A 13,801-nucleotide genomic window follows, 5' to 3' on the forward strand; every position below is an offset into this window, starting at 1 on the left:
GGAGGAATCGAACATGAGAATTTTTGTTTGCGTTAAGCAGGTTCCGGATACATCGGGAAAGGTTGCAGTAAATGCAAATGGTACATTGGATCGTGCATCTATGGCAACTATCACCAATCCGGATGATATGAATGCAGTTGAGGCAGCTCTCCAGTTAAAGGATGCTACCGGTTGTCAGGTAACCGTTGTTACCATGGGACCACCTCCAGCAGCGAAGATGTTACGTGAGCTGATCGCAATGGGCGCAGATGATGGCGTACTGATTTCTGCAAGAGAGTTCGGTGGTTCCGATACTTTCGCAACATCCCAGATCATCGCCGGCGCACTCCATCATATGGGTATCGGTAAGGATGACCTGATTTTCTGTGGAAGACAGGCAATCGACGGTGATACCGCACAGGTTGGCCCACAGATCGCAGAGAAGCTCCACCTTCCGCAGGTTACCTACGCAGCCGACATCAAGAAGGATGGCGATGTCCTCGTTGTCAAGAGAATGCTCGAGGATGGCTATATGCAGGTTGAGGTACAGACACCATGTCTCATCACCTGCATCAAGGAGCTGAACACACCGAGATATATGACCGTAAAGGGCATCTTCGACTGCTTCGATAAGCCGATCACGGTTCTCGATTACAATGCACTGAAGGATGAGCCGCTCATCGAGCCGGATACCATCGGCTTAAAGGGCTCCCCGACCAACATCTTCAAGTCATTCACACCGCCTCAGAAGGGGCAGGTTGAGATGATCGAAGGCAGTGCAGAAGAAGCGGCTGCAGCGCTTGCGTCGAAGCTTGCGAAGCAGCATGTAATCTGATGTCGTACACGAGTCGTACAGAAAGGAATAGATATGGCTTACAATAGTGCAAATATTGAAGAATTTCATGATATCTGGGTCTTCTGTGAGCAGCGTGACGGCAAGCTTCAGAACACAGATTTCGAGTTGATCAGCGAAGCAAGAAAGCTCGCAGATCAGAGAGGCTCAAAGCTCATCGGCGTATTACTCGGCCACAACGTAGAGGGTATCGCAAAGGAGCTCGGTGGCTATGGTGCAGATAAGGTGATCGTCTGTGATGATCCTTCCCTCGCCGTCTATACCACCGACGCCTACGCAAAGGTTCTCTGTGATGTCGTGATGGATAAGAAGCCGGAGGTTCTCCTCATCGGTGCTACGACCATCGGTCGTGATCTCGGACCTCGTTGCGCAGGTAGATTACATACTGGTTTAACCGCAGACTGTACACACCTTGATATCGATATGAACAACTATGTACAGTTCTTAAGAGATGCTTCGACGATCGACGTTGATTCTCAGAAGTTTGATATGGAAGATACCAACCTCAAGATGACACGTCCGGCATTCGGCGGTCACCTTATGGCAACCATCATCTGCCCGAGATTCAGACCTTGCATGTCTACCGTACGTCCAGGCGTTATGAAGAAGGCAGCGTTTGATCAGGCAAAGGCTGATCAGTGCGAGATCGAGATGTATCCGGTACAGATTTCCGAGGCTGATCTCAGAACCAAGGTTCTCGAGGTTGTGAAGTCTGCAAAGAAGACCGTTGATCTCGTAGGCGCGGATATCATCGTCGCTGTCGGTATGGGTATCAGTAAGGACGTCGAGAAGGGTAAGCAGCTCGCAGAGGAGCTTGCAGAGGCGCTCGGTGGCGGTGTCGTCGCTGGTTCCAGACCGACCGTTGAGAACGGCTGGCTGACAGAGGATCGTCAGGTTGGACAGACCGGTAAGACCGTTCATCCTAGAATTTATGTTGCACTTGGTATCTCCGGTGCAATTCAGCACAAGGCTGGTATGCAGGACTCCGATATGATTATCGCAGTCAACGCAAACGCCAATGCGCCGATCTTCGAAGTTGCAAACTACGGTATCGTCGGTGATCTTTACGAGGTCGTTCCGAAGATGATCGCAGCCATCAATGACGAAAAGGCAAAGAAGTAATTCGTAGAATACGTCGTTATCTTTTAGATCAATCTAGCGAAAGAGGGGCAGGTCGTTGGACCTGTCCCTCTTGCTTATTAAGACGGAATAAATAGGAAAAGCGCTGATCTGCGGGGTTGCAGGTCAGCGCTTGATTGCGATGATGTACAATTTATGAAACGAAGAATCTTCGTGATATCCGTACCGTTCGATAAAAAATCTGGCAAAATAGACACGGACTTCCTGGAGCGTGGGGAATCTTTCTGTGTATCAGGATGTGATAAATCGGTTCCGATACTGAGGCGACGTCTCCCGTAGGTGGGCGATGATCGGCTTCATGAGATCCACCACTTCATCGACATCCTCTAACGTCGTCTCCGGTCCGATCGTGAGGCGGAGGCTTCCGTAGGCGTCCTCATGGGCGATGCCGATGGCGGTCAGTACATGACTCGGCTCGAGGGAGCCGCTGGCGCAGGCGGAGCCGGCACTGGCATAGATGTGCTTCTCGTTCAGGAGCAGCAGGAGCGTCTCGCCTTCGATATATTTGAAGCAGACGTTTACGTTATTCGGGAGACGATGCGTCGGATCCCCGTTCAGGCTGGTGTACGGAATCTCGACAAGCAGGCGCTTTATGAGGTGGTCGCGGACGGCGCTTTCCTGCGTATTCACACCGCAGGCGAGCTCTGCAGCGCGTGCGAAGCCGACGATGCCGGCGACATTTTCCGTGCCGGCGCGACGCCCCCGCTCCTGTTCACCGCCATGCAGGAAGCTCGGAAGCTTCACGCCACGGCGCACATAGAGGAAGCCGACGCCCTTCGGGCCGTTCAGCTTGTGACTGCTCGCCGACATGAGGTCGACCTTCAGTTCATCGACATCGAGTGGGATATGGGCGTACGCCTGGACGGCATCCGTATGGAAGAGGATGCGCTGGCCGGTTTCCGCTGCATGCTTCTGAAGGCGCGCACCGATCTCTGCGATCGGCTCGAGGGTGCCGATTTCGTTGTTCGCCACCATGATGCTGACGAGCAGCGTATCCGGACGGATCGCCGCCATCACCGCATCCGGATCGACATGGCCCTCATGGTCGACCGGAAGATAGGTCACATCGAAGCCCCGCTTCTCGAGATACGCGCAGGTATGGAGGATCGCGTGATGCTCGATCTGGTCGGTGATGATATGACCGCACTTCATCAATGCTTTACTGCTGCACCGGTATTTCTGGTCGACTGCGGCTGCAGTAGCCTGCGGCTGCAGAGTTTTCGAAAGCTGTTCACGTCCAGCCTCGCATGTGCTGATCAGCGCCCAGTTGTCCGACTCGGTGCCGCCGCTCGTGAAGTAAATTTCAGATGGCTTCGCGCCGATGGTGGTCGCGATGGTACGACGACTGCGCTCGATCGCCGCCTTCGCGCGCTGGCCATAGGTGTAGACGGTGGAAGCATTGCCATACTCCGTGGTGAGGTAGGGCATCATCGCCTCCAGTGCTTCTTTCGAAAGCGGCGTGGTCGCCGCATGATCCATGTAATAATCCTTCATTCTGGCCTCTTCTAATCTAAGCCCTCGAGCGACAATGCATGTCGGAGGGTGATGTGGTTTTTATCTGCTTCGGATATATGCCCTCGGATGACATATGCAAATTGGAAGGCGATGCGTATGCTGATTTTCTTTAGAGAAATCCGTCTTCTGCCAGCTCATTATAAATCAAATCGAAGTCGATTTCACACTTTCCTTCGCTGATGCCGACTGGAATCTGATCGTGAAAACCATAGATGAAGATGTCGTCCTCTGCGAGATCCTTGAAATAATAGAGGATGATTTTCTGCCGTTCCGGGTCGATCAGCCAGTACTCGCGTACACCGGCGCTTTCGTACTTCAGTTTCTTGATTTCCTGGTCGTACTTCCGGTTCGATGGCGAGAGGATTTCCATGACGAGGTCCGGGGCACCATCGATGTAGCGGTACTGCAGCATTGACCTGTCACAGAAGAGGATGATGTCCGGGGAAATCAACGTCTGGTCGTCGCGGTCGAGGCGCACGCCGACATCCGAAACCATGACCTTACAAGGCGCTTTATGGCGATCGATGCAGGCCCAGAGCTGACGGTAGATGCCCTGCATGATCAATACATGCGGAATCGACGGTTGCGACATCTCATAGATGTACCCATCGATGAGCTCAAAGCGCTTATCCTTCGGCAGTGATTCGAGATCTGAAATCGTAAAATTTCCCTGCAGTTTTTCTGCAGCGCTCTGATCACCATACCCGCCGGCGTACTCGCGCAGTGCCTGATCCGGAACGAGATTCGTATAGTGCACGGTGTTCCTGTGCGTCCGGTGGAACTGGGACGGGGCGAGCACCAGTGTCAGTCGCTCGATCGTCTCCAGCCGTGGAGCCTTCGTGTAGCCACCGAAAATCTTTCGTATCGTTCCGACCGGTACCCCGCTCAGCTCGGACAGCTTCTCGTAGCTGAAGCCCAGCTCGCGTCGTCGCGCACACATCTCTTCAAGCGTCATAGTGATGATCTCCCTTCGTTCGGATATTCGGGTATTCATAAATCTGGATAAACATATAATTCAGCTTCAGATATTCATATTATACTATGGAACGGATAAAATGGGTACTATAAGAATAATATACGAGCGGTATACGGATAGTTAATTACGGATTGTGAGCGGATACGGAGAAGAAACGGTAGGGGCAATGATACAGCATGACAGGAGAAGTCGGGACGCCCTGTAAGCCCCCCTTGACTTTTCTGTGGTCAGGAAATAAACTATAGAAAGTTTGATTTTCTTCCATATAATGTGGTGGAGCGTCAGACAGCCTATAGTGAATAAATACATGGAAGGTGTTCAGTAGTTCAGAATCGTTTCTCCTGAGAGAGTGACCGTGACACGCTGCGAGCGGTCTGAGAAATCTCTGATACGAATTTTCGCACTGGAGTTGTCCGGGGGAAGGCCTGCGTAAAGGCGCGGTGCTGGTAGTTCGGAACGTGGATGCGCGTTAAGCATAGTGAGTGCCTGTGGGTGAAGCTTCGTGACGATGTCGTGACGGAAGCATTGGCTGCGGGAACAAGGGTGGTACCGCGATGATTCGTCCCTGTGTGTCGTAAGACATGCAGGGATTTTTTTATCATGAAGGAGAGAAGAATGGATAATTCAAAGCTTGAAGAGCTGAAAAAGCTTGCGCAGGAGAGTATCCGCGAAGCGCAGGACACGAATGCACTGAATGATGTGCGTGTTCGTTTCCTTGGTAAGAAGGGTGAGATCACCTCGCTGCTGAAGTCCATGAAGGATCTGAGCGCAGAGGAGAAGCCGAAGTTCGGTCAGCTGGTCAATGCACTTCGCCAGCAGGTCGAGGAGGAGCTTCAGGAGCATATGACGGAGCTTCAGAAGAAGGCACGTGAGGCGAAGATGGCAGCCGAGACGATCGATGTGACGCTGCCGGCGAAGAAGATGCAGTATGGTCACGCGCATCCGAATACGAAGGCCCTTGAGGAGGTCGAGCGTATCTTCATCGGTATGGGCTATGAGGTCGTCGAGGGTCCGGAGGTCGAGTACGACGAGTACAACTTCGAGAAGCTGAACATCCCGAAGGGCCACCCGGCGAGAGATGAGCAGGATACCTTCTATATCGGAAACAATATCCTGCTTCGTACACAGACGTCGTCCGTACAGGCGCGTGTGATGGAGAAGGGCAAGCTTCCGATCCGTATGATCTGTCCGGGCCGTGTATTCCGTTCGGACGCCGTGGATGCTACCCACTCCCCGTCCTTCCATCAGATCGAGGGTCTCGTCATCGATAAGCACGTGACCTTCGCAGATCTGAAGGGCACCCTCGATACCTTCGCGAAGGAGCTGTTCGGACCGGAGACGAAGACCAAGCTTCGTCCGCACCACTTCCCGTTCACGGAGCCGTCGGCAGAGGTCGATGTGAGTTGCTTCAAGTGCGGTGGCAAGGGCTGCCGTTTCTGTAAGGGTGAGGGCTGGATCGAGATCCTCGGCTGCGGTATGGTACACCCGCACGTACTCGAGATGTGCGGTATCGATCCGAACGAGTACCAGGGCTTCGCCTTCGGTGTGGGCCTCGAGCGTATCGCGTTGCTCAAGTATGAAATCGATGACATGCGTCTTCTCTATGAGAATGATACACGTTTTCTGAATCAGTTCTAAGAAGGGGAGGAAATAGCATGAATACATCCATGAACTGGATCAAGGAGTATGTTCCGGAGCTCGACTGTACACCGAAGGAGTGGACAGATGCCATGACGCTGACCGGTACGAAGGTCGAGACCTGCACCATTTTAAATAAAAACCTCGATAAGATCGTGACCGGACAGATCAAGTCCATCGAGCCGCATCCAGATGCGACGAAGCTTGTCATCTGCCAGGTCGATGTCGGTGCGTCCGAGCTCATTCAGATCGTGACTGGCGCGTCGAATATGAAGGTCGGCGATGTGGTGCCGGTCGTGCTCGACGGTGGTAAGGTCGCCGGCGGACATGACGGCGGTGCGCTTCCGGAGGATGGCATCGAGATCCATGCTGGTAAGCTGCGTGGCGTAGAATCCTACGGTATGATGTGCTCCATCGAGGAGCTCGGCTCCAGCCGTGAGTTCTATCCGGAGGCACCGGAGTCTGGTCTCTACATCTTCCCGGAGGGCACCGCGGTCGGCCAGGATGCGCCGACGCTGCTCGGACTGAACGACGCGATCCACGAGTATGAGATCACCTCAAACCGTGTGGACTGCTACAGTGTGATCGGTATCGCACGTGAAGCTGCGGCGACCTTCGGCAAGTGCTTCCATATGCCGGCAGAGGAGAAGTCGGGCAATGCTGAGGATATCCACGATTACCTCAAGGTGTCCGTCGAGGATACGGATCTCTGTCCGCGCTATACTGCACGCATGGTGAAGAACATCCAGCTCGCACCATCACCGAAGTGGATGCAGATCCGCCTTGCGAGTGCCGGTATCCGTCCGATCAACAACATCGTCGACATCACGAACTATGTGATGCTCGAGTACGGTCAGCCGATGCACAGCTATGACTACGATAAGATCCGTGGCCACGAGATCATCGTGAAGCGCGCACAGGACGGTGACGAGTTCGAGACCCTCGACGGTCAGATGAGAACCCTCGATCACAGCATCCTGACGATCTGCGATGCAGAGGGCGCGATCGGCCTCGCCGGTATCATGGGCGGGGAGAACTCGAAGATCACCGACGATGTGAAGACCATGGTCTTCGAGGCAGCGACCTTCGACGGTACCAACATCCGCTTAAGTGCACGTAAGGTCGGCAACCGTACGGATGCGTCCGGCTACTTCGAGAAGGGCCTCGACCCGAACCTCGCAGAGTCCGCGATCAACCGTGCATGTGCCCTGATCGAGCAGCTCGGCGCGGGTGAGGTGGTCGGTGGCATCATCGACGTCTATCCGGTGAAGCGGGAGCCGTCGGTCGTGGTCTGCAAGGCATCCGAGATCAATCACCTGATCGGCTTCGAGCTCACGGCAGAGGAGATGAAGGCCTACCTCGAGAAGATCGAGCTCTCGACCGAGATCGGTGCGGATGGCGACACCCTGACCGTGACCGCGCCGACCTTCCGTCAGGATATCCACCGCATGTGTGACGTCGCGGAGGAGGTTCTCCGTTTCTACGGTTATGCGAATGTCTCCATGACCCTTCCATCGGGTGGCGATGTCGCCGGCGGACTGGCTCCGGACCTCGCGGTCAATGAGCGTGTACGTCACTACGCACAGGCGCTCGGCTATTCCCAGGCCTTCATGTACAGCTTCGAGTCTCCGAAGGTATATGATAAGCTCCTGTTCCCGGCCGATGCGATGGAGCGTCAGCAGGTGAAGATTCTGAACCCGCTCGGTGAGGACTTCTCGGTGATGCGTACGTCCAGCATGAACGGTATGCTGACATCCCTCAGCACGAACTATAACCGCCGCAATCGTGATGCACGTCTCTATGAGATGGCGTCCATCTACATCCCGAAGGCACTGCCGCTGACGGAGCTTCCGGATGAGCGTATGACGCTGACCCTCGGTGAGATCGGCGAGGGCGACTTCTTCACGATGAAGGGTGATGTCGAGGTGATCCTGAACCAGCTCGGCCTCACGGGCCGCTACCACTATGATGCAGCCGGCTGTGCGAAGCCGTTCCTGCACCCGGGCAGACGCGCAAATATCATCTACGATGGTCATGTGATCGGTTACCTCGGTGAGGTTCACCCGGAGGTTCTTGAGAACTACGCCATCGGCGAGGCGGCGTATGTCGCGGTCGTTGATATGCCGGAGGTATATCCACTGGTCAATGATGACACCAAGTACGTTCCGCTGGCGAAGTTCCCGTCGGTAAGCCGTGACTTCTCGATGCTCGTGCCGCACGCCGTAACCGCTGGTCAGATCGAGGATATCCTCGTACAGCGCGCCGGTAAGCTCTGTGAGCGCGTCGAGCTCTTCGACGTATACGAGGGCGCACAGGTGCTCGCGGGCTTCAAGTCGATGGCCTACAAGGTGACCCTTCGTGCACAGGATCACACCCTCACCGACGACGAGATCGGAAGTGTCGTAAAGAAGATTCTGAACGGACTCGAGCGCCTCGGCGTAAGCCTTCGTTCGTAAAACATTTGAACACAAAAAAAGACTTCGGAGAAATCCGAAGTCTTTTTTTGTTAAGATCAGATGCGAAGGTTCGCGCCCTTGAAGTCGCGCTCGAGTTCGCGCTTCTGTTGCTTTTTCGCGAGGTCCGCGCGCTTGTCGTAGAGCTTCTTGCCTCGGCAGAGGCCGATTTCGACCTTCACGAGGGAGCGGCGGAAGTAGACGCGGAGCGGGACGAGGGCGTAGCCGTCCTCCTTCAGCTTGCCGAGGATTTTATTGATCTCGGACTTATGGAGGAGGAGCTTGCGGTCGCGCAGCGGGTCCTTGTTAAAGATGTTGCCCTTCTCGTACGGATTCACGTGCATGCCGTAGATGAAAACCTCTCCGTTTTTTATGTTGCAGAAGGATTCCTTGATGGAGCACTGGCCGAGGCGGAGGGACTTGACCTCTGTGCCCGCGAGCTCGATGCCGCACTCGAAGGTCTCATCCACGAAGTAGTCGTGGTAGGCCTTCTTGTTGTTTGCGATGAGCTTGGTGCCTTCTTCTTTTCCATGATTTGCCATGATAGTACCTCTGTGCTTACTGATGAACAGTCCTAGTATGACAGGAATTTTACAGAATTTCAATCAACCTGTGGTTTCTCACGCCTCGCTGTCTTCCGGGCCCAGGAGCTGGAAGTCGATGGTACGTGTGAGTTTGTCTGCATTGAGCACCCGTACACGGACGTGGTCACCGAGACGATAGGTACGGCCGGTGCGTTCACCGACTAGCTCGTACTTGTCTTCGCGGAAGATGTAGTAGTCGGAGTCCATGAGGCGGACAGCACACATGCCTTCGACGGTGTTCGGGAGCTGGACATAGATGCCGTAGTTCGTGATGCCGGAGATGACGCCGTCGAACTCCTCATCGATGTGGTGACGCATCCACTCGCATTCCTTCAGCTTGTCGGTCTCGCGCTCCGCTTCGTCAGCGCGGCGCTCGAGGGTAGAAGAGCGGTCGGCGACGGCCGGGAGCAGATTCTTATAGTGCTCGAGGCGGCGCTTGTCGAGCTCGCCGCGGAGGTCCTCCTTGATGATGCGGTGGATCTGGAGGTCCGGATAGCGGCGGATCGGAGAGGTGAAGTGACAGTAGTACTTCGCCGCGAGGCCGAAGTGTCCGGAGCACTCGGTGGAGTAGCGGGCCTGCTTGAGGGAGCGGAGGGTCATTGTCTTGATGATCGGCTCCTCCGGAGTGCCGACGATGGCATCGAGGAGCTTCTGCACCTCCTTCGGGCGGATGCTTTCGTCATCGCGGATACGGATGAAGTGACCGAAGTTCTCGATGGCGAGGCTGAGCTGCTGGAACTTCTCGGCATCCGGCTTCTCGTGTACGCGGAAGACGAACGGAACCTGCTGCCAGAAGAAGTCCTCGGCGACGGTTTCATTGGCCGCGAGCATGAAGTCCTCGATCAGCATGTGGGCTTCGTTTCGCTCGTATGGGTGAATGTCGGTGACGTGGCCCTGTGCATCGAGGATGATCTTCGTCTCCGGGAAGTCGAAGTCGATGCCACCACGCTCATAGCGGCGCTTGCGGAGGAGCTGCGACAGCTCGTACATGCGCTCGAGCAGCGGCTTATACGGCAGGTAGGATGCGATGTCCTCGCCGTTCGTGAGCTCCGTGTTCGTGAGGATCGCGTGCACGCCGCTGTAGCTCATGCGCTTGTCGGAGCGGATGACAGACTCACAGATCTCGTGGTTCAGAATCCTGCCGCTGGCGTCGATGTCCATGACGCAGGAGAGGGTCAGGCGATCCTCCTCCGGGTTCAGGGAGCAGATGCCGTTGCAGAGCACACGTGGCAGCATCGGGATCACGCGGTCCGTGAGGTAGACGGAGGTGCCGCGGTTCAGGGCTTCCTGATCGATCAGCGAGTGCTCCTTCACATATTCCGTGACATCCGCGATGTGGACATAGAGGCGGTACTGCTTCGTCGCCTCGTCATACTCGAGGGAAACGGCGTCGTCTAGGTCCTTCGCGTCCTCACCGTCGATGGTGATGGTGGTAAGCGGACGGAAGTCGTGCTGCCGGCGACGCGCGATGGTGTCCTCCGGTACGGTCTCCGGGATCGCCTGGGCAGCGCGCATGATGTCCTTCGGAAAGGCTTCCGGGAGCCCGTATGCCCGGACGATGGAGAGAATGTCGACGCCCGGATCATTGACATGGCCGAGAATCTCGGTGATGACACCCTCCGGACTGTGTTTCTCATCCCCGTAGTTCACGATCTTCACGACGACCTTGTGTCCGTTTACGGCGTGCATGTCCTTACCCTGCGGGATGTAGATGTCCTTCAGGATCCGCTGGTTGTCCGGCTCGACGAAGCCGACGGATTTATTCTTATGATAGAAGCCGACGATTTCCTTATGGGCATGCTCGAGGATCTGGGTGATGTGTCCCTCGGAGCGATGGTTCGCGTCTGCACTTCGTGTAATGATGATGCGCACGCGATCACCGTCGAGCGCCTCACCGACATAATCGGCCGGGATAAAGATGTCCGGCTCATTTTCGTGGCCCTCCATCGACACGAAGCCGAAGCCACGTGGATGCGCATGGAAGGTGCCGACATGTGTGAAATTTTCTGTGCGGCCATACTTTCCCTTCTGGGAGATGCCGATGCGGCCCTCCGATACGAGACGGTCCAGCACCTCCTGGAGGGCGGCACGCTCCGGCTTCGGAATACCGATCAGCATGGCCATTTCCTTCGCTTTCATCGGCTGATAGATCGGATCCTTCACGAGATCCACGATCAGCTTCGCGAGTTTTTCCTTTTGATAATCCTGCATAAGTTTCCTCATAAAAAAATAAAACCTGCATACAAAACGTATGCAGGTACATCGTATCAAATCTTATTCGTCATTACCAGATAACGTCGAGAACAAGCGCTACGACGAAGAAGAGCACAGCTGCGATCTTCGTGAACTTCTCCAGTCCGCCCTCGATGGAACGGCCTTTGTTCTTGCCCCAGTAGGTGTCGGCCATACCGGAGATGGCACCGAGACCCTGGCTCTTACCTTCCTGCATCAGAATGATAGCGGAAAGAGCAACGCCTAAAATACAGAATATAATGACAAGTGCGATTTTCATAAATCCTCACCACCTCATACATAGTTTTACAAATACCTATGGACTATAACACACTCGTCCGGAATGTGCAAGTGGAAGTTCTACGCATTTCAGCCGCATTTCACGGTGACCGAAGCCCTGTGAGTTGCGGAACCACACCAAATGAACTAAGATACGAATATTAGTACGAATGCAATATAACAGCAATATAACAGGAAGTAAATCATATGAATTCAAGCTCTCCGATCGGCGTTTTCGATTCTGGTGTCGGTGGGATCTCCGTCCTTCGGATCCTCCGCCACGATATGCCGAACGAAAATTATATATTCTTTGGGGACAGCATCCACGCGCCCTACGGCGATAAGCCGGAGGCGCGTATCCGTGAGATGTCGGATGCCAATGTTCAGTTCCTTCTGGCACATGGCTGCAAGGCCATCGTCATCGCCTGCAACACAGCGACCTCTGCCGCGGCTGACTGGCTCCGTGCGAAGTATCCGGAACTCATCATCATCGGTATGGAGCCGGCGGTGAAGTCTGCGGTGGATCACGCCGAAACGAAACATCCGCGCGTACTCGTGCTTGCGACCGCATCCACCATTCACGGCGAGCGGCTGCACCACCTGATCGGTCGCTTCCGTGATGCTGCCGAGATCCATCCGGTCGCCGCGCCAGGCATCGTCCCGCTCGTGGAAGCCGGAAAGGAAAACTCAGACGAGCTCCTCGACTATCTTCAGGACCTTCTTCGCCCGTTCCGTAAAAAAGAAGACGGCGGTGACGGCCTCCTCGTCGACAGCGTCGTCCTCGGGTGCACCCATTTCCCGTTCGCGATGGATGCCATCCGAAACGCCCTCGGCTACGACTTCACCTTCTATGACGGTGCCTATGGAACCGCCCGCGAAACGAAGCGCCGCCTTCAGGAAGCGCATCTCGTCAATGCTTCCGCCGCTGCAGGCACGATCACTCTCTACTCCAGCGTTCCCGGACAGGAAGCCGTCGCGCTTCAGCAGAAGCTCCTCGACCTGCCATTTACATACGCGCCGGAAAACTGAAACGTAGATTCCGAAGCCGGCCCTCCGTTCCACCACGGCCCGGCTTCGGTTATAGCATAGTGTGCTGTGTGCCCCTCGCAGTTGATTTTTACCCTTCAACAAAATATACTAACTTTAGTATGTCGACAGGCAGAACCTGGTTCGGATGAAATCGGCCAGAGGAAGAGACATGAAGGAGAGACGAAGATGCAGACAGTAGATAAGGTGAGTGTTACAGAGCTGATCGAGAAGGAAGGACTCAAAAATCTGACACCAGATATCGATACAGACCATAAATATATCACGATTCCGGATGTGAACCGTCCGGCGTTACAGCTTGCGGGCTTTTTCGACCAGTTTGATTCTGAGCGTGTGCAGATCATCGGTAATGTAGAGACGGCGTACCTGATGACCTTCGATGCACCGGAGCGCCGTGCGAAGTATGCAGCGCTGTCGAAGTATCCGATTCCGGTCATTATCTATGCACGTGGGATCGAGCCGGACAGCTGCATGATCGATGCGTGCCGCAATGCGGGGATCCCGCTGCTGCAGTCGACGCGTATGACGACGGAGCTGGAGGCGACGATCATCAGCTGGCTGAAGGTCCGGATGGCACCGATGATTTCCGTGCACGGCGTGCTTGTCGATGTATATGGTGAGGGCGTGCTGATCATGGGCGATTCCGGTATCGGTAAGTCTGAGGCCGCGCTCGAGCTCATAAAGCGTGGACATCGTCTCGTGGCGGATGACGTCGTCGAGCTCCGCAAGGTCTCCGATGATACCCTCGTCGGCAGTGCGCCGGATATCACACGTCACTTCATCGAGCTGCGCGGCATCGGGATCATCGACGTCAAGCAGATGTTCGGTGTCGAGTGCGTGAAGGATACCCAGAGCATCAACATGGTCATCAAGCTCGCTGACTGGTCGAAGGATAAGGATTACGACCGTCTCGGCCTCAAGGATAATTACACCGAGTTCCTCGGCAACAAGGTGATCTGCTACGATATTCCGGTTCGCCCGGGGCGTAATGTCGCCATCATCGTCGAGTGTGCTGCGGTCAACAACCGTGCGAAGAAGATGGGCTACAACGCGGCGCAGGTGCTCTACGAGCGTGTCACCGCAAACATGAAGAACGGAAACTGAT

Annotated in this window: 11 protein-coding genes and 1 other annotated feature; of the genes, 6 read left to right on the top strand and 5 right to left on the bottom strand. The window is 55.0% G+C overall.

The genetic code is table 11. From position 1 onward, the window contains the following. Positions 1 to 13 precede the first annotated feature (13 nt). Positions 14 to 814, top strand: coding sequence for an acryloyl-CoA reductase electron transfer subunit gamma (acrB, locus tag ACK8P7_RS06375; RefSeq protein WP_410043391.1), 801 nt, complete (start codon positions 14 to 16; stop codon positions 812 to 814). A gap of 33 nt (positions 815 to 847) precedes the next feature. Then, positions 848 to 1,954, top strand: coding sequence for an acryloyl-CoA reductase electron transfer subunit beta (gene acrA / locus ACK8P7_RS06380; RefSeq protein ID WP_410043392.1), 1,107 nt, complete (start codon positions 848 to 850; stop codon positions 1,952 to 1,954). A gap of 249 nt (positions 1,955 to 2,203) precedes the next feature. Here the strand turns inward: acrA and ACK8P7_RS06385 are convergent, their stop codons facing one another. Next, positions 2,204 to 3,466, bottom strand: a complete 1,263-nt coding sequence (locus ACK8P7_RS06385) for a cysteine desulfurase family protein (RefSeq protein ID WP_410043393.1) — start codon at positions 3,464 to 3,466, stop codon at positions 2,204 to 2,206. 130 nt (positions 3,467 to 3,596) lie between these two features. Beyond that, positions 3,597 to 4,442, bottom strand: coding sequence for a Uma2 family endonuclease (locus ACK8P7_RS06390; protein ID WP_410043394.1), 846 nt, complete (start codon positions 4,440 to 4,442; stop codon positions 3,597 to 3,599). Between the two features lie 320 nt (positions 4,443 to 4,762). Further along, positions 4,763 to 5,033, top strand: a binding site (T-box leader). A 45-nt stretch (positions 5,034 to 5,078) separates the two neighbouring features. Here ACK8P7_RS06390 and pheS point away from each other — a divergent pair. Both pheS and pheT read left to right on the top strand, forming a co-directional pair. Next, positions 5,079 to 6,101 carry a phenylalanine--tRNA ligase subunit alpha gene (gene pheS, locus ACK8P7_RS06395; RefSeq protein ID WP_410043395.1) on the top strand — a complete coding sequence of 341 codons (1,023 nt, stop codon included), beginning with the start codon at positions 5,079 to 5,081 and terminating at the stop codon, positions 6,099 to 6,101. Between the two features lie 17 nt (positions 6,102 to 6,118). Next, positions 6,119 to 8,557, top strand: a complete 2,439-nt coding sequence (gene pheT / locus ACK8P7_RS06400) for a phenylalanine--tRNA ligase subunit beta (RefSeq protein ID WP_410043396.1) — start codon at positions 6,119 to 6,121, stop codon at positions 8,555 to 8,557. Between the two features lie 56 nt (positions 8,558 to 8,613). Here the strand turns inward: pheT and smpB are convergent, their stop codons facing one another. The 3 genes from smpB to secG form a co-directional block, all read right to left on the bottom strand. Further along, positions 8,614 to 9,096, bottom strand: coding sequence for an SsrA-binding protein SmpB (gene smpB / locus ACK8P7_RS06405; RefSeq protein WP_410043397.1), 483 nt, complete (start codon positions 9,094 to 9,096; stop codon positions 8,614 to 8,616). Between the two features lie 78 nt (positions 9,097 to 9,174). Then, entirely contained in the window at positions 9,175 to 11,349 is a 2,175-nt protein-coding gene (gene rnr / locus ACK8P7_RS06410; RefSeq protein WP_410043398.1) for a ribonuclease R, read from the bottom strand. Positions 11,350 to 11,422: 73 nt separating this feature from the next. Next, complete coding sequence (gene secG, locus ACK8P7_RS06415; RefSeq protein WP_410043399.1) at positions 11,423 to 11,650, bottom strand: preprotein translocase subunit SecG; 228 nt, start codon at positions 11,648 to 11,650, stop codon at positions 11,423 to 11,425. 206 nt (positions 11,651 to 11,856) lie between these two features. Between secG and murI the strand changes: the two genes are divergently transcribed. Together murI and hprK are read left to right on the top strand one after the other, a co-directional pair. Next, complete coding sequence (murI, locus tag ACK8P7_RS06420; RefSeq protein ID WP_410043400.1) at positions 11,857 to 12,678, top strand: glutamate racemase; 822 nt, start codon at positions 11,857 to 11,859, stop codon at positions 12,676 to 12,678. A 186-nt stretch (positions 12,679 to 12,864) separates the two neighbouring features. Further along, complete coding sequence (hprK, locus tag ACK8P7_RS06425; protein WP_410043401.1) at positions 12,865 to 13,800, top strand: HPr(Ser) kinase/phosphatase; 936 nt, start codon at positions 12,865 to 12,867, stop codon at positions 13,798 to 13,800. The last annotated feature ends 1 nt before the right edge of the window (position 13,801 follow it).

The organism is Oribacterium sp. P9 (assembly GCF_046365365.1).
Lineage (GTDB): Bacteria > Bacillota > Clostridia > Lachnospirales > Lachnospiraceae > Oribacterium.